The organism is Pseudomonas sp. H1_A03, assembly GCF_054685145.1.
Map to the genome: position 1 here is coordinate 1,099,206 of NZ_CP162829.1, position 18,174 is coordinate 1,117,379.

Sequence of the window (18,174 nt, forward strand, 5' to 3'; positions counted from 1 at the left end):
ACCAGCTCCCACATTTGGTCTGGATGTTCGTTAGTGCCCGGTGGCCTGGAGGCCGGCGAGTAATAACCGCTGATACAGATCCTCTTTCAGCCCCTCCGGCTTATCCAACCGCATCCGCTTCAAATGCTCCGGATAAGCCTCCGGTTCAGGCGCATCCAACGCCGCCTTGCCTAACTCCAGCATCTCCGTCAGCTTGAATTTGCTCTTGAGCCAGTTCAGCGCCCGCAACAAATCTCGTTCCTCATCGGTGAAATCACTGCCCAGTGGATATTCCGGAAACAACCGACGATGGCGCGCTTGAATCGCCTGTAGCCGCTCGGGCGTGTTATCGGCAAAGCGCGGATCCAGCTGGAAATCCTTGGGCAACTTGCCGGCTTTTTGCGCCTGTTCGATCAAATCGTCCTGGAAGCGTGAGTCAGTAATGTTAAGCAATGCCTCGATAACCCGGGCATCCGTCTGCCCACGTAAATCGGCGATCCCATACTCGGTGATGACAATATCCCGCAGGTGCCGGGGAATCGTGCAATGCCCATAGTCCCAAACGATATTGGAACTGACCTCCCCCGCTGACTCGCGCCAGCTGCGCAGGATCAGGATCGAACGCGCGCCTTCCAGTGCATGGCCCTGGGCCACGAAGTTGTACTGCCCGCCCACACCGCTGAGCACGCGACCGTCTTCCAACTGGTCGGCTACACCCGCGCCAAGCAACGTGACGATAATCGCGCTGTTGATAAACCGCGCATCCCGGCGTTGCAGGCGCTTGAGTTCTTCCTGGCCGTACAGCTCGTTGATGTAGCTGATGCGAGTCATGTTGAATTCGAGGCGCTTGGCGTGGGTCATTTCCTGCAGGCGCTGGTAAAAACTTCTCGGGCCGAGGAAGAAACCACCGTGGATCGAGATGCCATCAGGCTGCGCCGCATCGTCGAGCGTGCCGGCGTTGGCCTGCTCCTGGGTCGTTACATCCGGGTAAACCTTACGGCGAATAATCCCCGCGTCCGCCAGTACCAGCAGGCCGTTGACGAACATCTCGCTGCAACCATACAGGCCACGGGCAAACGGATCGACACCACCTTCCCGGCTGATCAAAGGCGCCCATTGATACACATCGATGTCGGTCAGCAGCAGCCGGTAGGCCTCGTTGTCGGCTTGGCGCGCCAGCAACGCGGCGGTCAGCGCATCGCCCATCGAGCCGATACCAATCTGCAAGGTGCCGCCATCGCGCACCAGGGTGCTGGCATGCAGGCCGATAAAGTGATCCTGGAAACCCACCGGCATATTCGGCGTGGAGAACAGCGTGGTGCTGTCTTTTTCATCGATCAGGTAGTCGAAGGCGTCCATGCCCAACTCGGAATCGCCGGGCATGTAGGGCAAATCGCTATGGACTTGGCCAACGATCAGCACGGTTTCCCCCGCATCACGTCGCTTGGCGATCATCGGCAGCAGGTCGAGGGTGATGTCCGGGTTGCAGCTCAGGCTCAGGCGATCAGGGTGTTCGGCGCTGCTCGCAACCAATTGCGCCACCAAGTTCAGGCCGGCGGCGTTGATGTCGCGGGCAGCGTGGCTGTAGTTGCTGCTGACATAGTCCTGCTGCGCCGACTCGCTGTGGAGCAAGCTGCCGGGCTGCATGAAGAACTGCTGCACGTGGATATTTTTTGGAAGACTGTCTTTATGCAGGTCAGCGAGGAAATCCAGCTCGGGGTAATCGCCAAACACTCGTTCGATAAAGGGTTCGAGAAAGCGTTTCTGCAGGCCATCGCCCATCGTCGGCCGGCCAAGACTTAGGGCGGTATAGATCGTCAGCGCCCGATCCGGCAATTTAGCGATGCGCCGGTACAGCGCGTTAGCAAACAGGTTGGGCTTGCCCAGGCCAAGCGGCATGCCCATGTGGATATGCGCCGGCAAGCGCGCCAGTACGTCATCAACTGCTTGCTCGATTGAACACAACTGCACCATCCGACCCTCCTGAACATTCCGTGATTAGGGGTTGGACAGAGAGTGGCGGGTCTTTGCTGCAAAGAACAGTGGTGAAACACAATTTGCGGGCACAAAAAAGCCGCTCGTAAGCGGCTGTTTTGGCGAAGATCGGCTGATTAGAGGCCGGACATCTTCTTGATGGCGCCTTTAAGGTCATCATCCGAGCAGTCAGCGCAAGTCCCCTTAGGTGGCATGGCATTGATACCGGTGATCGCCTTGGCCAGAATGCCGTCGAGGCCGCCCTGGTGGTCGGCTCGCTCTTTCCAGGCGGCGGTATCACCGATTTTTGGCGCGCCCAGCAGGCCGGTGCTGTGACATGCGTTGCAGTGTTTGGCGATGATTTCGTCGGGGGTTTTCGCCCCACCGCGACCCGCTGCCACGGCGACTTCCATTCCCTTGCATTCCTGACCCTGAACACACACCTGGCCGACAGGCTCCAGGCGCTTGGCAATGTCATCATTGGTCGCAGCTTGAGCGCTGACAGCCCATAGGGCCAGTACGGTTGCTGGTGCAGCCAGCATTTTCATAATTAGGTTCACGCGTTCACCCTCAATGGTGGCTATTCACGCCTGCGGCCACGGTTTCGCAGGCGGCGAAAGTATAACGGTTAGCCCGCCTGGCCGAAACAACCCTATTAAACAAAGGGAGATTCAGCTTCACGGAATACTGCTACGGGAACCTCTGCAATGCTGGCAGGGCGCCTCTATTCTTAAAAGTTCGCGGGTGTGGCTGCGCTGATTAGTCGCGCCGGCACATCGAACGGGTTGCGAAAACGATGGGGCTTGGTGCTTTCAAAGTAGTAGCTATCGCCAGCTTCGAGCACAAAAGTTTCAAGACCGACCACCAACTCCAGGCGACCTTCCACCAGAATCCCGGTTTCTTCGCCTTCGTGGGTGAGCATTTCTTCGCCCGTGTCGGCGCCCGGCGGGTAGATTTCGTTGAGAAACGCAATCGCCCGACTGGGGTGAGCCCGGCCGACCAGTTTCATGGTGACGGCGCCGTCAGAGATGTCGATCAGCTCATTGGCTTTATAGACGATCTGCGTCGGTATTTCCTGGAGGATCTCCTCGGAAAAGAACTCGACCATGGACATGGGGATGCCGCCCAGCACCTTGCGCAAGGAGCTGATCGAGGGGCTGACGCTGTTTTTTTCGATCATCGAAATGGTGCTGTTGGTGACACCCGCGCGCTTGGCGAGCTCACGCTGGGAAAGACCCTTCAGTTTACGGATGGATTGCAGTCGTTCGCCGACGTCCAATGCAGGTGCCTCCTAGGATTCAGGCTTTGTTGTAATTGAGCGTTATCATGGCGACAGCGTTCAGTATTTACAACACTTGGGCCTAAATCCCGGACGGTTGTGTTCGTGCCTGACGATCAGGCCCCCGGAATAGAGCCTTGGCACGCGGCGCAGATTGCAGAACAGCTGATAGGGAATGGTTTCGGCGGCAACCGCCACATCACTGGCCAGGATGTTTTTGCCCCACAGCTCCACTGTAGAACCTAGCCCGGCCTGCGGTACGTCCGTCAGGTCGATACACAGCATGTCCATCGACACGCGGCCCAGCAATTGGCTGCGCTGCCCGGCCACCAGCACCGGGGCTCCCGTCGGCGCGTGACGCGGGTAGCCATCCGCATAACCCATGGCAACCACACCAATGCGCATCGGCTTGGGCGTGATGAACTTCGCACCGTAGCCCACCGGCTCACCGGCCGGCAATTCCCGTACACAGATCACCTTGGATTCCAGCGTCATCACCGGCTGCAAACGCGCCGCCACCGCCTGGTCTTCACCAAACGGCGTGGCGCCGTAAAGCATGATGCCGGGGCGAACCCAGTCGCTGGACACAGTCGGCCAGCCCATGACCGACGGTGAGTTGCGTAGGCTGACCTCGGCCGACAAGCCCTGGCGCGCTGCTTCAAACACCTCAACTTGTTCATCACTGCGCACGCAGTCGAGTTCATCGGCGCGGGCAAAGTGACTCATCAGTACGATTTTGGCCACTTTGCCGCTGGCCAGCAGGCGCTGATAAGCCTCGTGATAATCCTTGGGGTGCAGGCCAACGCGGTGCATGCCGGAGTCGAGTTTGAGCCAGATGGTCAGCGGCTTGGTCAGCCTGGCCTGTTCAATGGCTTCCAGTTGCCATAGCGAATGCACCACGCACCAGAAATCATGCTCGATGATCAGCGGCAGCTCGTCGGCTTCGAAAAAGCCTTCCAGCAGCAGCACTGGCGCACGAATCCCGGCGGCGCGCAGCTCCAATGCTTCCTCGATGCATGCCACGGCAAATCCATCAGCCTCGGCTTCCAACGCCTGTGCCACGCGCACGGCACCATGGCCGTAGGCATCGGCCTTGATCACGGCAAGGGCCTTGGCCCCCGTGACTTCACGGGCCAGTTGGTAATTGTGACGCAGGGCTTGGAGGTCGATCAGGGCACGGGCTGGACGCATGGCGGCAGGCTTCTAGGCGGCAGAGTGAAGAAAAACCGGTACCGACAGACAGCGTCGGCACCGGGAGAGGGATCTTGCTTAAGGCAGGGCCGCCACGACGGACAGCTCCACCAGGATTTCCGGTTCACACAGCTTGGCTTCAACCGTGGCACGGGCCGGGGCAACGCCCTTGGGCAGCCACTTGTCCCACACCGCGTTCATGCCGGCGAAATCGGCGTCGATGTCTTTCAAGTAAATCGTCACCGACAACAGCTTGGTCTTGTCGGTGCCGGCCAGGCCCAGCAAACGCTCGATATTGGCCAGGGTTTCACGGGTTTGCTGTTCAATCCCGGCGGTCATGTCGTCGCCGACTTGCCCGGCCAGATACACGGTACCGCCGTGGACAACGATCTGGCTCATGCGCTCATTGGTGAGCTGGCGCTGGATTGACATGTCGTGCGGACTCCTGGTGGTTGCCATAACGGGAAATATCGAGGCCTTCGGCGCTGATCTGTGGGGTTTTCTTGGCCATCAGGTCAGCCAGCAAGCGGCCGGAGCCACACGCCATGGTCCAACCGAGCGTGCCGTGACCGGTATTCAGGAACAGGTTCTTGAACGGGGTGGCACCGACAATCGGCGTGCCGTCGGGCGTGGTCGGGCGCAGGCCGGTCCAAAACGAAGCTTGGGTCAAATCGCCGCCCTGAGGATAAAGGTCGTTGACGATCATCTCCAGGGTTTCGCGCCGACGCGGGTTAAGCGACAGGTCAAAACCGGCTATTTCAGCCATGCCGCCGACGCGGATGCGGTTATCGAAACGGGTAATCGCGACCTTGTAGGTCTCGTCGAGAATGGTCGACGTCGGCGCCATCGCCGGGTGGGTGATCGGCACGGTCAGCGAGTAACCCTTGAGCGGGTAGACCGGCGCCTTGATCCCCAGCGGCTTGAGCAATTTCGGCGAGTAGCTGCCGAGGGCCAGCACGTAGCGGTCAGCAGTTTCCAGCTTGCCATCGATCCACACGCCGTTTATGCGGTCACCGGCGTAGTCGAGCCGCTGGATATCCTGCTCGAAGCGGAACTCCACACCCAGTTGCGTGCACATATCGGCCAGGCGCGTGGTGAACATTTGGCAGTCGCCGGTTTGGTCATTCGGCAGGCGCAAGGCACCGGCGAGGATATCCGTGACGCTGGCCAGGGCCGGTTCAACGCGGGCGATGCCGGCGCGGTCGAGCAGTTCGAACGGCACGCCGGACTCTTTCAACACGGCGATGTCTTTAGCGGCACCGTCGAGTTGTGCCTGGGTGCGGAACAGTTGGGTAGTACCGAGGCTGCGGCCTTCGTAGGCAATGCCGGTTTCAACGCGCAGTTCGTCGAGGCAGTCGCGGCTGTATTCGGACAGGCGGACCATGCGCTCCTTGTTCACCGCATAACGACTGGCCGTGCAGTTGCGCAGCATCTGCGCCATCCACAGGTATTGGTCGATATCGGCGGTGGCCTTGATCGCCAGCGGTGCGTGGCGTTGCAGCAGCCACTTGATGGCCTTGAGCGGCACGCCCGGCGCGGCCCACGGCGATGCATAGCCTGGGGACACCTGGCCGGCGTTGGCGAAACTGGTTTCCATGGCGGCGGCAGGTTGACGGTCAACGACTACGACGTCAAAGCCGGCCCGCGCCAAATAGTAGGCACTGGTCACACCAATCACGCCGCTACCCAAGACCAGAACGCGCATTTTTATATCCTCATCGCGGGCATGGCCGCTGACGTGTGTTATTCGAGCAATGATGAGCGCAGTGTAAAAAACAATTGCCAGTGCATTTCACTATATAACTGCCTATATTTGGCGACAATTCTCGGCAAAAACCCTTTTCACAGAGGCGTATCCCCTATGCGTACCAACACCCAGACCAAGCGGGAGCTGGACAAGATCGACCGCAACATCCTGCGCATCCTGCAAACCGACGGACGTATTTCGTTCACGGAATTGGGGGAGAAGGTCGGGCTGTCGACCACGCCCTGTACCGAGCGAGTGCGCCGTCTGGAGCGTGAAGGGATCATCATGGGCTACAACGCGCGGCTCAATCCCCAGCATTTGAAGGGCAGTTTGCTGGTATTTGTCGAGATCAGCCTCGATTACAAATCCGGCGACACCTTCGAGGAATTCCGCCGCGCCGTGCTGAAACTGCCGCACGTGCTGGAGTGCCATTTGGTATCTGGAGACTTTGACTATCTGGTGAAAGCGCGGATCTCCGAGATGGCGTCGTACCGCAAACTGCTCGGCGATATCCTGCTCAAGTTGCCCCATGTGCGGGAGTCCAAGAGCTATATCGTGATGGAAGAAGTGAAGGAGAGCCTGAACCTTCCGATCCCGGACTGACTGACACAACACCGTCAACTGTGTCAGCTGGCTTGCCCGCGATAGCGGTGTATCAATCGGCACATGCGGGCCTGGCACACCGCTATCGCAGGCAAGCCAGCTCCCACATTAACCGAGTCAGACCAGCACTTGCCGCGTGCTCGCCATGTATTCGTGGATCTGCTTTTCCACCCGCGGGTGAATCAGCTCCACCGGCCGCCGCCCGTTAGGGCACGGCAAAGTCTTGGTAGTGCCGAACAGCCGACAGATCAACGGCCGCTCGTCGTACACCGTGCACCCGTTGGGCCCCAGGTGCACGCAGTTCAGCTCATCCATGGCCGCGTCCTGCTCGGCAGCAGTCTTGCGCGGCAGGCGCGACATTTCCTCGGGCGAAGTGGTCACCGGCCCACAGCAATCGTGGCAACCGGGGACGCACTCGAACGAAGGTATCTGCCGACGCAGCGCGCTGATTTTCTGACTGTTGCAACTCATCGAAACATTTACCGAACGGCGACTAAGTGTGGATTCTGCCGTAAAACGCCCTGCGCAGACAGCTTCGTCCGACCGCTGTATCCTGCGTCAAATTTTCCAAACAGGGATGCTCCCATGACCGCCAGCGCCCGGCACACCGCCTCTTACTACGCCGCCAGCAGCGTGCCGCAACCGGATTACCCCGTGTTGGCAGGCGAAGTCACTGCCGATGTGTGCGTGGTCGGCGGCGGTTTTTCCGGGCTGAACACGGCGCTGGAGCTGGCCGAGCGCGGGTTCAGCGTAGTGCTGTTGGAGGCGCGCAAGATCGCCTGGGGCGCCAGCGGACGTAACGGTGGCCAGTTGATTCGTGGCGTCGGCCATGGCCTGGACCAGTTCGCCAATGTGATCGGCACCGATGGTGTGCGCCAAATGAAGCTGATGGGCCTGGAAGCCGTGGAGATCGTGCGTGAGCGCGTCGAACGTTTTCAGATCCCCTGCGACCTGACCTGGGGTTACTGCGACCTCGCCAACAAACCCCGAGACCTCAAAGGCCTGGCGGACGACGCCGAAGAACTGCGCAGCCTCGGTTATCGCCATGAGGTGCGCCTGCTGCAAGCAGACCAGATGAGCAGCGTGATCGGCTCCGAGCGCTACGTGGGCGGCATGATCGACATGGGCTCGGGCCACTTGCATCCGCTCAACCTGGCCCTCGGCGAAGCCGCCGCCGCGCAGCAATTGGGCGTGAAGCTGTTCGAGCAGTCCCAGGTCACGCGCATCGACTACGGCCCCGAGGTCAACGTACACACCGCCCAGGGCAACGTGCGCGCCAAGACCTTGGTGCTGGCGTGCAACGCCTACCTCAATGGCCTCAACCCGCACCTGAGCGGCAAGGTGTTGCCCGCCGGCAGTTACATCATCGCCACCGAGCCGTTAAGCGAAGCCCAGGCCAGCAAACTGCTGCCTCAGAACATGGCGGTGTGTGACCAGCGGGTAACGGTGGATTACTTCCGACTGTCCGCCGACCGCCGCCTGTTGTTCGGCGGTGCCTGCCACTATTCCGGCCGTGATCCCCAGGACATCGGCGCCTATATGCGCCCGAAAATGTTGCAGGTATTCCCGCAGTTGGCCGATGTAAAAATCGACTATCAATGGGGCGGCATGATCGGCATCGGCGCCAACCGCCTGCCCCAGATTGGCCGGCTCGCGGAGCAGCCCAACGTGTATTACGCCCAGGCCTACGCCGGCCATGGGCTCAACGCCACGCACCTGGCGGGCAAGCTGCTCGCTGAAGCCATCAGCGGCCAGCAACAGGGCCGCTTCGACCTGTTCGCCCAGGTGCCGCACATGACGTTCCCTGGCGGTAAGCACCTGCGCTCGCCACTGTTGGCGCTGGGGATGCTCTGGCACCGCTTCAAAGAGCTGGTGTGAATCAGCTGCGCCAGAAAGGTTTCAACCCTTCCTGGCGCGCCTGTTCAGCGCTCAGCCCGACGTCGCGCAATTGCTCACGGGTCAAGTGCAGCAAAGCCTTGCGCGTTTGACGGCGGTGCCAGAACAGGTTCCAGCGGCTGACGTTGCGCGGCGCCGTCGCCCGCTCCTGCCCAGCCTCCAGTTCCTGGCTGTGTAACGCCAGCCGCACATCGCTCATACCGTTCATTTTGCTGCCCCTCATTTGCGTTGTCGCCTTGAGTGACAAGCATGAGTGCGCAGCACAAACCAATACAGATTCAACCTGCTTATATTAAATCCATACAGACACTGCCTATTGGCGCCTGAATCCTGTATTTTCGCCCAATCTGTACTGGTCCCCGGGGAGCGACCACCATGACCCTTTATGTGAACCTCGCCGAATTATTGGGCACGCGCATCGAACAAGGCTTCTATCGCCCCGGTGATCGCTTGCCGTCTGTGCGGGCCTTGAGTGTGGAACATGGGGTCAGCCTGAGCACCGTGCAGCAGGCCTATCGATTGCTGGAAGATAACGGCCTCGCTATGCCCAAGCCGAAATCCGGCTATTTCGTACCGGTCGGCCGCGAGCTGCCAGCCCTGCCCGAGATTGGTCGACCGGCCCAACGACCGGTAGAGATATCCCAGTGGGACCAGGTGCTGGAGCTGATTCGCGCGGTGCCGCGCAAAGATGTCATACAGATGGGGCGCGGCATGCCAGATGTGCTGTCCCCCACCCTGAAACCTTTGCTGCGCAGCCTCGCCCGCGTGAGCCGCCGCCAGGACCTGCCCGGCCTGTATTACGACAACATCCTCGGCTGTATGGAGCTGCGCGAGCAAATTGCGCGACTGTCATTGGATTCCGGCTGCCAGTTGACCGCCGAGGACATCGTGATCACCACCGGTTGCCATGAGGCGCTGTCCGCCAGCATCCATGCCATTTGCGAGCCTGGCGACATCGTCGCAGTGGATTCGCCGAGCTTTCACGGCGCCATGCAGACCCTCAAGGGCCTGGGCATGAAAGCCTTGGAAATCCCTACTGACCCGATCACCGGCATCAGCCTCGAAGCGCTGGAACTGGCGCTGGAACAGTGGCCGATCAAGGTCATCCAGCTAACCCCCAACTGCAACAACCCCCTGGGCTACATCATGCCGGAGGCGCGCAAGCGGGCACTACTCACCCTGGCCCAGCGCTTTGACGTGGCAATCATTGAGGACGATGTGTACGGCGAATTGGCCTATAGCTACCCGCGCCCGCGCACCATCAAGTCCTTCGACGAAGACGGCCGTGTACTGCTGTGCAGCTCGTTCTCGAAAACCCTGGCGCCCGGTTTGCGCATTGGTTGGGTGGCTCCCGGTCGATACTTGGAGCGCGTGCTGCACATGAAATACATCAGCACGGGTTCCACGGCGACACAACCGCAGATCGCCATTGCCGAATTCCTGAAAAACGGGCACTTCGAGCCGCATTTGCGGCGGATGCGCACCCAATACCAGCGTAATCGCGACTTGATACTCGATTGGGTCAGCCGCTATTTCCCGACAGGCACCCGCGCCAGCCGGCCCCAGGGCAGCTTCATGCTATGGGTCGAGCTGCCAGAGGGCTTTGATACCTTGAAGCTCAACCGCGTGCTGATGGAGCAAGGCGTCCAGATTGCCGTAGGCAGCATTTTTTCTGCATCGGGCAAGTACCGGAACTGCCTGCGCATGAACTACGCTGCCAAGCCTACGCCGCAGATTGAAGAAGCTGTGCGCAAGGTGGGGGCTGCCGCGAGCAAAATGCTGGCCGAGGCAGCCGACTGACCTTTCGCAGAAAATCGCCGTCATATGCCGACAACCGCCCTGATCTGGAAGCAACTCCCTTGATGATGCAACGGCTATTACCGTTTTTCCTGTTGGGAGCCCTGGCTCTGGGCGGCTGCGCCACGGCGCCTGCACCGCGTATCCCGAGCGATGCCCTGCCCGCGGCGCAGTCGTCGTTCGGCCGCTCTATCCAGGCCCAGGCCGCGCCGTATCAAGGGCGCTCGGGTTTTCGCCTGCTGCCCAACAGCAGCGAGGCCTTCATGGCCCGCGCCGAACTGATCCGCAACGCCCAGACCAGCCTGGACCTGCAGTACTACATCGTGCACGACGGCATCAGCACGCGCATGCTGGTGGACGAACTGCTCAAGGCCGCCGACCGTGGCGTGCGCGTGCGCATCCTGCTGGACGACACCACCAGCGACGGCCTCGACCAGATCATCGCCACGCTCGCCGCCCACCCCAAAATCGAAATCCGCCTGTTCAACCCCCTGCACCTGGGGCGCAGCACCGGCGTGACGCGCGCCATGGGCCGCTTGTTCAACCTGTCGCTGCAGCATCGGCGCATGCACAACAAGCTATGGCTGGCGGACAACAGCGTGGCCATCGTCGGCGGACGCAACCTGGGGGATGAGTATTTCGATGCAGAGCCCAACCTGAACTTCACCGATATCGACATGCTCAGCGTGGGCCCGGTAGCCGAGCAGCTTGGACACAGTTTCGACCAGTACTGGAACAGCGCCCTGAGCAAGCCCATCGACAACTTCGTTTCCAATACACCTTCCAAAGGCGACCTCGCCGACGCGCGCGCGTACCTGGAAGCATCGCTGGCCGAATCGCGCCAGCAGAACCATGCACTCTACAACCGCTTGCGCACCTACCAGACCCAACCGCGCATGGACATCTGGCGCCGCGAACTGATCTGGGCCTGGAACCAGGCGCTGTGGGACGCACCAAGCAAGGTGCTGTCCAAAGCCGACCCAGACCCTCGGTTGCTGCTCACCACTCAACTGGCACCGGAACTGGAAGGGGTCAGCCATGAGCTGATGATGATCTCGGCGTATTTCGTGCCGGGGCAACCGGGGCTGGTGTACCTGACCGGGCGCGCCGATGCGGGGGTGTCGGTCAGCCTGCTGACCAACTCCCTGGAAGCCACTGACGTGCCGGCTGTACACGGCGGTTATGCGCCCTATCGCAAGGCGCTGCTGGAACACGGCGTGAAGCTCTACGAACTGCGCCGTCAACCCGGTGACCCCAGCGCAGGCAGCGGGCCGCATCTGTTCCGGCGCGGCACCTTCCGCGGCTCGGACTCCAGCCTGCACAGCAAGGCGATGATCTTTGACCGGCAGAAATCGTTTATCGGCTCGTTCAACTTCGACCCACGCTCAGTGCTGTGGAATACCGAAGTCGGCGTGCTGGTCGACAGCCCCGAGCTGGCGGAGCACGTGCGCAACCTAGCGCTGCAAGGCATGGCACCGGCCTTGAGCTATGAGGCGAAATTGCAGGATGGCCAAATAGTGTGGGTGACCGAGGATAACGGCCAACTGCACACCCTGACCCGCGAGCCGGGCAGTTGGTGGCGACGGTTCAATGCGTGGTTTGCAACGTCAGTTGGCTTGGAACGCATGCTCTAGAGCCAGAGGAGATCAACTGTGGGAGCTGGCTTGCCTGCGATGGCGGAGTGCCAGGCAACGGATAAACTGCTGACCCACCGCTATCGCAGGCAAGCCAGCCCCCACATATTGATCGCATTTCAGGGTCAGGCCGGTTGCGCCACGCCGAACGCGCCTTGGCGCAGCAACAGCACCACCAATCCCAACGCACCGGCTGCCATTAGCAGCGGCAGTGCATGCCCGCTGATCCACTGGCTGCCCGCCCCTGCCACCAAAGGGCCGATCAGGCAACCGATGCCCCACAGTTGCGCCACGTGGGCATTGGCGCGCACCAGGGCATCGTCGCGATAACGCTCGCCGATCAGGATCAGCGACAGGGTAAACAAGCCTCCAGCACTCGCGCCGAACAACACCCAGATCGGCCAGATCAACGACGTATGCATCAACAACGGAATCGCCAGGCTCGACGCAAGCAACAGCACCGCACAACTCAGGAACAGCGTGCGCCGAGGCAGGTAGTCGGCCAGTGCACCAATGGGCAACTGCAGCAACGCATCGCCGACCACCACCGTACTGACCATGGCCAAGGCGATTTCGGCGGTAAAGCCTTGTTGCAGGCAGTAAATCGGCAACAACGTCAGAATCATCGCCTCGAACGCAGCGAATAACGCCACCGCCCACGCAATCGCCGGCAGGCTCAGACAGAAACGCCACAAGTCAGCGAAGGTCACGCTGAAGGACTCGGCAGTCGGTGCGCCGGAGCGTCCCAGCAACAGCAACGGCGCCACCACCAACAGACCGACGCCGACCCAGAAACCGTAGTCATGGTCGGTGCCGATCAAGCCCAGCAACAATGGGCCAGACAGTTGGCTCAGGGCATACGTGCAGCCATACAGTGCCACCAGACGGCCGCGCCATTGCTCCACCACCAACTGGTTGATCCAGCTTTCGCCCAGGATAAATACGATGGTCAGGATCACCCCGATCATCAGGCGTAGCACCAGCCACACCGGGTAGCTGGGCAGGATCGCCAACAAGCCGATGGACACCGCGCCCGCCCACAAACACAGGCGCATGAGGTTGGCGGTTCCGAGCCAGGAGGCCATGCGACTGGACACCTTCGCGCCGAGCAGCACACCGAAGGCCGGCATCGCCGCCATCACGCCGATGGCAAAACTGCCATAACCCCAGCTTTCCAGGCGCAGGGACACCAGCGGCATACTGACGCCCAGCGCCAGGCCGACACTGAGCACCGAGGCCAAGACGGCGAAATAGGTCGCCCAACGCATGTCCCGCTCCTGTGGATAATTCTTAAGGTCATACAAAACAGTGTGGGAGCTGAGTTTGTGTAGGAGCTGGCTTGCCTGCGATCGCATCACCTCGGTATGACTGACATACCGAGGTGTCTGCATCGCAGGCAAGCCAGCTCCCACACAAGCCCGCTCCCACATTTGGACTGCGGTGTTGCTTAGAGCTTGATCCAGGTCGACTTCAGCTCGGTGTACTTGTCGAACGCATGCAGCGATTTGTCGCGACCATTGCCCGACTGCTTGAAGCCACCAAACGGCGCGGTCATGTCGCCGCCATCGTATTGGTTGACCCACACGCTACCGGCACGCAGGGCTTTGGCGGTCAGGTGCGCCTTGGAGATGTCTGCCGTCCACACCGCGGCAGCCAGGCCGTAGACGGTATCGTTGGCGATCTTGATCGCTTCTTCTGCGCTGTCGAAGGTGATCACCGACAGCACTGGGCCAAAGATCTCTTCCTGGGCGATCTTCATCGCGTTGGTCACGCCGTCGAAAATCGTCGGCTCGACGTACGTGCCGCCCGTCTCTTCCAGGGTGCGCTTGCCGCCAGCTACCAACTTGGCGCCATCGGCATGGCCGGCTTCGATGTACGAAAGCACGGTGTTCATTTGCTGGGTATCCACCAGCGCGCCCACGTTAGTGGCTGGGTCCAGCGGGTTGCCGGGCTTCCAGCCCTTGAGGGCTTCGATCACCAGCGGCAGGAAAGTGTCCTTGATCGAACGCTCCACCAGCAGACGCGAACCCGCGGTGCACACTTCGCCCTGGTTGAACGCAATGGCGCCAGCGGCAGATTCGGCGGCCGCTTGCAGGTCCGGCGCATCGGCGAACACGATGTTCGGGCTCTTGCCGCCCGCTTCCAGCCACACGCGCTTCATGTTCGATTCACCGGAGCGAATCAACAGTTGCTTGGCGATTTTGGTCGAACCGGTGAACACCAGGGTGTCGACGTCCATGTGCAGCGCCAGCGCATTGCCCACGGTGTGGCCGTAACCCGGCAGCACGTTGAACACGCCTTTTGGAATACCGGCTTCAACGGCCAGGGCCGCGATACGGATGGCGGTCAGCGGGGACTTTTCGGACGGCTTGAGGATTACCGAGTTACCGGTGGACAGCGCCGGGCCGAGCTTCCAGCAGGCCATCATCAGCGGGAAGTTCCACGGCACGATAGCGCCCACCACGCCGACAGGCTCGCGGGTCACCAGACCCAGTTGGTCGTGCGGGGTGGCGGCAACTTCGTCGTAGATCTTGTCGATGGCCTCGCCGCTCCAACTCAGGGCATTCGCCGCGCCGGGTACGTCGATGTTCAGGGAGTCGCTGATCGGCTTGCCCATGTCCAGGGTTTCAAGCAGCGCCAGCTCCTCGGCATTGGCCTTGAGCAACGAAGCGAAACGGATCATGGTGGCTTTGCGTTTGGCCGGTGCCAGGCGCGACCACACACCGGAATTGAACGTGGCGCGGGCGTTTTCCACAGCGCGCTGGGCATCGGTGGCGTCGCAGCTGGCAACAGTGGCCAGCAGGCGGCCATCGACCGGGCTGATGCATTCGAAGGTGTCACCGGAAACGGCGGCGGTGTACTCACCATTGATGTAGGCGCGGCCTTCGATCTTCAGTTCCTTGGCGCGTTGTTCCCAGTCGGCACGGGTCAGGGTGGTCATGCGAGTGTCCTCCTCTTATTGAACACGAGGGCCAGGCGATGTCCCCCGGCAGCCTCAAAGAATGCTTGCCCCGCCAGCCATCTGTTCGGCTCAAGGCAGCTGCCACCCTAAACCAGCGGCTGGGGGTGTTTCAATATATTTGACATAACGCCAGTAAACGCCCTTGCGATGTTCATTTTAATAAACATAGACTTTGGGCTCTCCAACCGCAGGCCAGACGGGAACCGCACATGAGCATCCAGGACATCGTCGACTTCAGCCAAGCCAAGACCGCCGCCGAGCGCTACCGCCCTGCTGCCGAAAAAATCCTCAAGGGCGATCCCGAGCAAACGGTCTACAACCACTACAACAGCCCGTGCGGCCAAATGAGCGCCGGGGTCTGGGAAGGTGAGGTCGGGCACTGGAAGGTCAACTACAGCGAGCATGAGTACTGCGAGATTGTGCAGGGCGTGTCCGTCCTGCGTGATGCCGACGGCAACGCCAAGACCTTGCGCGCCGGTGACCGCTTCGTGATCCCGGCCGGTTTCAGCGGCACCTGGGAAGTGCTGGAGCCGTGCCGCAAGATCTACGTAGTGTTTGAACAGAAAGCCTGATCAGCAAATTGCAGGCAAAAAAAAGCCCGAATCGTGAGAGACGGGCTTTTTTTCACATTGAAGAAAACCAATTACTTGATTTTGCCTTCTTTGTAGATCACGTGCTTGCGAACGCGCGGGTCGAACATTTTCTTTTCGAGCTTGTCCGGGGTAGTACGCTTGTTCTTGTCGGTAGTGTAGAAGTGACCAGTACCGGCGCTAGAGATCATTCGAATCAATTCACGCATGATATAGCTCCTTAAATCTTGCCAGCGGCACGAATTTCGGCCAGCACGACAGTGATGCCACGCTTGTCGATGATACGCATGCCTTTAGCAGATACGCGCAGACGGACAAAACGTTTCTCTTCTTCAACCCAGAAGCGGTGATGCTGCAGGTTTGGCAGGAAACGACGACGGGTTTTGTTATTTGCGTGGGAAATGTTATTCCCAGTCACCGGACCCTTACCGGTAACTTGACATACTCTCGACATGCCTCAGCCCTCTAAAACCACATGCCCAACCCGGCATGGGTTGGCCGCTTAATCTCTCAGTCATTTGGCGCCAGGCGCCGCGTTTCTTTAGGGTCTTACCGGCTACACCTACAAGCGAAGGAACCGGGCCCCTAGAAAAGAGCGCTGCTTTATACCAGAAAGACCCTAGTGCAACAACAGCCCGTGTGTTTTTACCGGCGTAAATCTCGGCGGCAAACGCCTGAACCGTTGCTAATAGGGGCCGCAGTAACAATCGACCACTCGTCGCACAGAATGATTTACAGCGCCCGCGCGCGCAGTGAAGCGCACGGCGGAACGCGCTGAGGCGCCATCAAAACAGCATTTCAGGCAAAAGCACAGGCAAAAATGGGCTAGTCATTTATCTGTCAGACCTCTACGGTAGGACTTTTCCAGACTGCACTCGCAGATGGGCCTTCGATCTGCAAAGGAAACCGAACATGCGCCTCGCTGCCCTACCGCTATTGCTTGCCCCTCTATTTATCGCTCCGGCGGCTGTTGCTGCCACCAATCTGAGCGTTTGCACCGAGGCCAGCCCCGAAGGGTTCGATGTGGTGCAATACAACTCATTGACCACCACCAATGCTTCAGCCGACGTGCTGATGAACCGCCTGGTGGACTACGACGCGGCCAGCGGCAAGCTGGTGCCAAGCCTGGCAGACAGCTGGGAAGTCTCGCCGGATGGCCTGACCTATACCTTCAAGCTGCACCCGGATGTGAAGTTTCATCGCACCGAATACTTCACCCCAAGCCGTACCCTGACCGCGGAAGACGTGCGCTTGAGCTTCGAACGCATGCTCGACCCGGCCAACCCGTGGCACAAGATCGCCCAGAGCGGTTTCCCCCATGCGCAGTCGCTGCAGTTGCCCGCACTGGTCAAGAAGATCGACGCTCTTGACCCGCTGACCGTGCGCTTTACCCTGGATCACGCCGACTCCACCTTCCTCGCCGCCCTGAGCATGGGCTTTGCCTCGATCTACCCGGCCGAATACGCCGACAAACTGCTCAAGGCCGGCACGCCGGAGAAGCTCAACAGCCAGCCCATCGGCACCGGGCCGTTCATCTTCAGCCGCTTCCAGAAAGATGCCGTGGTGCGCTACAAGGCCAACCCGGACTACTTCGCCGGCAAACCGGCTGTGGATAACTTGATCTTCGCGATCACGCCGGACGCCAACGTGCGCCTGCAGAAATTGCACCGCAATGAATGCCAGATTGCCCTTTCGCCCAAGCCGCTGGACGTGGGCGAGGCCGAAAAGGACCCGGCGCTCAAGGTGGAGAAAACCGCCGCCTTCATGACCGCCTTCGTGGCCATCAACAGCCAGCACCCGCCCCTGGACAAGCCCGAAGTACGCCAGGCGATCAACCTGGCCTTCGACAAGGGCAGTTACCTCAAGGCCGTGTTTGAAGGCACTGCCGAAGCCGCGAACGGACCTTTCCCGCCCAACACCTGGAGCTACGCCAAAGAGCTGCCCGGTTATCCACAGGACCTCGCCAAGGCCAAGGGGCTGCTGGACCGTGCCGGGCTCAAGGATGGTTTCAAGACCACTATCTGGACCCGCCCCACCGGCAGCCTGCTGAACCCCAACCCGAACCTCGGCGCACAACTGCTGCAGGCTGACCTGGCCAAGGTCGGCATCCAGGCCGAGATCCGCGTGATCGAATGGGGCGAGTTGATTCGCCGCGCCAAAGCCGGCGAGCACGACTTGCTGTTCATGGGCTGGGCCGGCGACAACGGCGACCCGGATAACTTCCTTACCCCGCAGTTCTCCTGTGCGGCAGTCAAATCCGGCACCAATTTCGCCCGCTACTGCGACCCCGCCCTGGACAAGCTGATCAGCGCCGGCAAGACCACCAGCGAGCAGGGAGTACGCAGCAAGCTGTATCAGCAGGCCCAGGCGCAGATCCAGCAGCAAGCGTTGTGGCTGCCGCTGGCGCACCCTACGGCATTTGCCCTGACCCGCAAGAATGTCGAGGGCTATCAGGTGAGCCCGTTCGGGCGCCAGGACTTCTCCAAGGTCAGCGTCAAGCCCTGACAACCAAGCCCGCCCCC

General features: G+C 60.6%; 17 protein-coding genes and 1 pseudogene. 6 read left to right on the forward strand and 12 right to left on the reverse strand.

The features are described from left to right. Positions 1 to 30 precede the first annotated feature (30 nt). The 6 genes and pseudogenes from AB4O35_RS05210 to dadA form a co-directional block, all read right to left on the reverse strand. A complete protein-coding gene (locus AB4O35_RS05210; protein ID WP_065946056.1) occupies positions 31 to 1,953 on the reverse strand; it encodes an acetyl-CoA hydrolase/transferase C-terminal domain-containing protein in 1,923 nt (640 codons plus the stop codon). 137 nt (positions 1,954 to 2,090) lie between these two features. Then, positions 2,091 to 2,501, reverse strand: coding sequence for a c-type cytochrome (locus AB4O35_RS05215; RefSeq protein ID WP_065946057.1), 411 nt, complete (start codon positions 2,499 to 2,501; stop codon positions 2,091 to 2,093). A gap of 182 nt (positions 2,502 to 2,683) precedes the next feature. Continuing rightward, positions 2,684 to 3,232, reverse strand: coding sequence for a cupin domain-containing protein (locus tag AB4O35_RS05220; RefSeq protein WP_003176893.1), 549 nt, complete (start codon positions 3,230 to 3,232; stop codon positions 2,684 to 2,686). A 123-nt stretch (positions 3,233 to 3,355) separates the two neighbouring features. Further along, a pseudogene (gene alr, locus AB4O35_RS05225) lies at positions 3,356 to 4,423 on the reverse strand (alanine racemase); the annotation flags it as partial. A 78-nt stretch (positions 4,424 to 4,501) separates the two neighbouring features. Next, on the reverse strand, positions 4,502 to 4,855 hold the full coding sequence (locus AB4O35_RS05230) for a RidA family protein (protein ID WP_065875465.1): 354 nt from the start codon (positions 4,853 to 4,855) through the stop codon (positions 4,502 to 4,504). Next, positions 4,827 to 6,128, reverse strand: a complete 1,302-nt coding sequence (dadA, locus tag AB4O35_RS05235) for a D-amino acid dehydrogenase (RefSeq protein ID WP_065875466.1) — start codon at positions 6,126 to 6,128, stop codon at positions 4,827 to 4,829. Before dadA ends, AB4O35_RS05230 begins: the two co-directional genes overlap by 29 nt. Positions 6,129 to 6,284: 156 nt before the next feature. Here dadA and AB4O35_RS05240 point away from each other — a divergent pair, with 156 nt between their 5' ends. Continuing rightward, entirely contained in the window at positions 6,285 to 6,773 is a 489-nt protein-coding gene (locus tag AB4O35_RS05240) for an Lrp/AsnC ligand binding domain-containing protein (protein ID WP_003176896.1), read from the forward strand. A 117-nt stretch (positions 6,774 to 6,890) separates the two neighbouring features. On the opposite strand, the gene AB4O35_RS05245 is transcribed toward AB4O35_RS05240, so the two are convergent. Then, positions 6,891 to 7,244 (reverse strand): YkgJ family cysteine cluster protein, encoded by a 354-nt coding sequence (locus tag AB4O35_RS05245; protein WP_016975913.1) that lies wholly within the window; start codon positions 7,242 to 7,244, stop codon positions 6,891 to 6,893. A 114-nt stretch (positions 7,245 to 7,358) separates the two neighbouring features. Here AB4O35_RS05245 and AB4O35_RS05250 point away from each other — a divergent pair, with 114 nt between their 5' ends. Then, positions 7,359 to 8,651 carry an NAD(P)/FAD-dependent oxidoreductase gene (locus AB4O35_RS05250; protein WP_065880282.1) on the forward strand — a complete coding sequence of 431 codons (1,293 nt, stop codon included), beginning with the start codon at positions 7,359 to 7,361 and terminating at the stop codon, positions 8,649 to 8,651. Position 8,652: 1 nt separating this feature from the next. On the opposite strand, the gene AB4O35_RS05255 is transcribed toward AB4O35_RS05250, so the two are convergent. After that, a complete protein-coding gene (locus tag AB4O35_RS05255) occupies positions 8,653 to 8,877 on the reverse strand; it encodes a DUF1127 domain-containing protein (RefSeq protein WP_065875468.1) in 225 nt (74 codons plus the stop codon). A gap of 167 nt (positions 8,878 to 9,044) precedes the next feature. Here AB4O35_RS05255 and AB4O35_RS05260 point away from each other — a divergent pair, with 167 nt between their 5' ends. Together AB4O35_RS05260 and AB4O35_RS05265 are read left to right on the forward strand one after the other, a co-directional pair. Continuing rightward, a complete protein-coding gene (locus AB4O35_RS05260; RefSeq protein ID WP_065875469.1) occupies positions 9,045 to 10,469 on the forward strand; it encodes an aminotransferase-like domain-containing protein in 1,425 nt (474 codons plus the stop codon). 62 nt (positions 10,470 to 10,531) lie between these two features. Then, positions 10,532 to 12,100 (forward strand): phospholipase D family protein, encoded by a 1,569-nt coding sequence (locus AB4O35_RS05265; RefSeq protein WP_065875470.1) that lies wholly within the window; start codon positions 10,532 to 10,534, stop codon positions 12,098 to 12,100. A gap of 125 nt (positions 12,101 to 12,225) precedes the next feature. Here AB4O35_RS05265 and AB4O35_RS05270 read toward each other — a convergent pair whose 3' ends face one another. Further along, on the reverse strand, positions 12,226 to 13,368 hold the full coding sequence (locus tag AB4O35_RS05270; RefSeq protein ID WP_065875471.1) for an MFS transporter: 1,143 nt from the start codon (positions 13,366 to 13,368) through the stop codon (positions 12,226 to 12,228). A 179-nt stretch (positions 13,369 to 13,547) separates the two neighbouring features. Next, positions 13,548 to 15,041, reverse strand: a complete 1,494-nt coding sequence (locus AB4O35_RS05275) for an aldehyde dehydrogenase (RefSeq protein WP_065946060.1) — start codon at positions 15,039 to 15,041, stop codon at positions 13,548 to 13,550. Positions 15,042 to 15,271: 230 nt separating this feature from the next. Here AB4O35_RS05275 and AB4O35_RS05280 point away from each other — a divergent pair, with 230 nt between their 5' ends. Then, positions 15,272 to 15,634 (forward strand): cupin domain-containing protein, encoded by a 363-nt coding sequence (locus tag AB4O35_RS05280; RefSeq protein WP_065875473.1) that lies wholly within the window; start codon positions 15,272 to 15,274, stop codon positions 15,632 to 15,634. A gap of 71 nt (positions 15,635 to 15,705) precedes the next feature. Here AB4O35_RS05280 and rpmG read toward each other — a convergent pair whose 3' ends face one another. Continuing rightward, entirely contained in the window at positions 15,706 to 15,861 is a 156-nt protein-coding gene (gene rpmG / locus AB4O35_RS05285; protein ID WP_003176906.1) for a 50S ribosomal protein L33, read from the reverse strand. 11 nt (positions 15,862 to 15,872) lie between these two features. Further along, a complete protein-coding gene (gene rpmB / locus AB4O35_RS05290) occupies positions 15,873 to 16,106 on the reverse strand; it encodes a 50S ribosomal protein L28 (protein WP_003176907.1) in 234 nt (77 codons plus the stop codon). 458 nt (positions 16,107 to 16,564) lie between these two features. Between rpmB and AB4O35_RS05295 the strand changes: the two genes are divergently transcribed. Further along, positions 16,565 to 18,157: an ABC transporter substrate-binding protein gene (locus tag AB4O35_RS05295; protein ID WP_065946061.1), complete on the forward strand. Its 1,593-nt coding sequence runs from the start codon at positions 16,565 to 16,567 to the stop codon at positions 18,155 to 18,157. The last annotated feature ends 17 nt before the right edge of the window (positions 18,158 to 18,174 follow it).

Coding starts and splice junctions, on each gene's coding strand:
- AB4O35_RS05210 (WP_065946056.1), bottom strand. CDS start 1,953: ATGGTGCAGTTGTGTTCAATCGAGCAAGCAGTTGATGACGTACTGGCG.
- AB4O35_RS05215 (WP_065946057.1), bottom strand. CDS start 2,501: ATGAAAATGCTGGCTGCACCAGCAACCGTACTGGCCCTATGGGCTGTC.
- AB4O35_RS05230 (WP_065875465.1), bottom strand. CDS start 4,855: ATGTCAATCCAGCGCCAGCTCACCAATGAGCGCATGAGCCAGATCGTT.
- dadA (WP_065875466.1), bottom strand. CDS start 6,128: ATGCGCGTTCTGGTCTTGGGTAGCGGCGTGATTGGTGTGACCAGTGCC.
- AB4O35_RS05240 (WP_003176896.1), top strand. CDS start 6,285: ATGCGTACCAACACCCAGACCAAGCGGGAGCTGGACAAGATCGACCGC.
- AB4O35_RS05245 (WP_016975913.1), bottom strand. CDS start 7,244: ATGAGTTGCAACAGTCAGAAAATCAGCGCGCTGCGTCGGCAGATACCT.
- AB4O35_RS05250 (WP_065880282.1), top strand. CDS start 7,359: ATGACCGCCAGCGCCCGGCACACCGCCTCTTACTACGCCGCCAGCAGC.
- AB4O35_RS05255 (WP_065875468.1), bottom strand. CDS start 8,877: ATGAACGGTATGAGCGATGTGCGGCTGGCGTTACACAGCCAGGAACTG.
- AB4O35_RS05260 (WP_065875469.1), top strand. CDS start 9,045: ATGACCCTTTATGTGAACCTCGCCGAATTATTGGGCACGCGCATCGAA.
- AB4O35_RS05265 (WP_065875470.1), top strand. CDS start 10,532: ATGATGCAACGGCTATTACCGTTTTTCCTGTTGGGAGCCCTGGCTCTG.
- AB4O35_RS05270 (WP_065875471.1), bottom strand. CDS start 13,368: ATGCGTTGGGCGACCTATTTCGCCGTCTTGGCCTCGGTGCTCAGTGTC.
- AB4O35_RS05275 (WP_065946060.1), bottom strand. CDS start 15,041: ATGACCACCCTGACCCGTGCCGACTGGGAACAACGCGCCAAGGAACTG.
- AB4O35_RS05280 (WP_065875473.1), top strand. CDS start 15,272: ATGAGCATCCAGGACATCGTCGACTTCAGCCAAGCCAAGACCGCCGCC.
- rpmG (WP_003176906.1), bottom strand. CDS start 15,861: ATGCGTGAATTGATTCGAATGATCTCTAGCGCCGGTACTGGTCACTTC.
- rpmB (WP_003176907.1), bottom strand. CDS start 16,106: ATGTCGAGAGTATGTCAAGTTACCGGTAAGGGTCCGGTGACTGGGAAT.
- AB4O35_RS05295 (WP_065946061.1), top strand. CDS start 16,565: ATGCGCCTCGCTGCCCTACCGCTATTGCTTGCCCCTCTATTTATCGCT.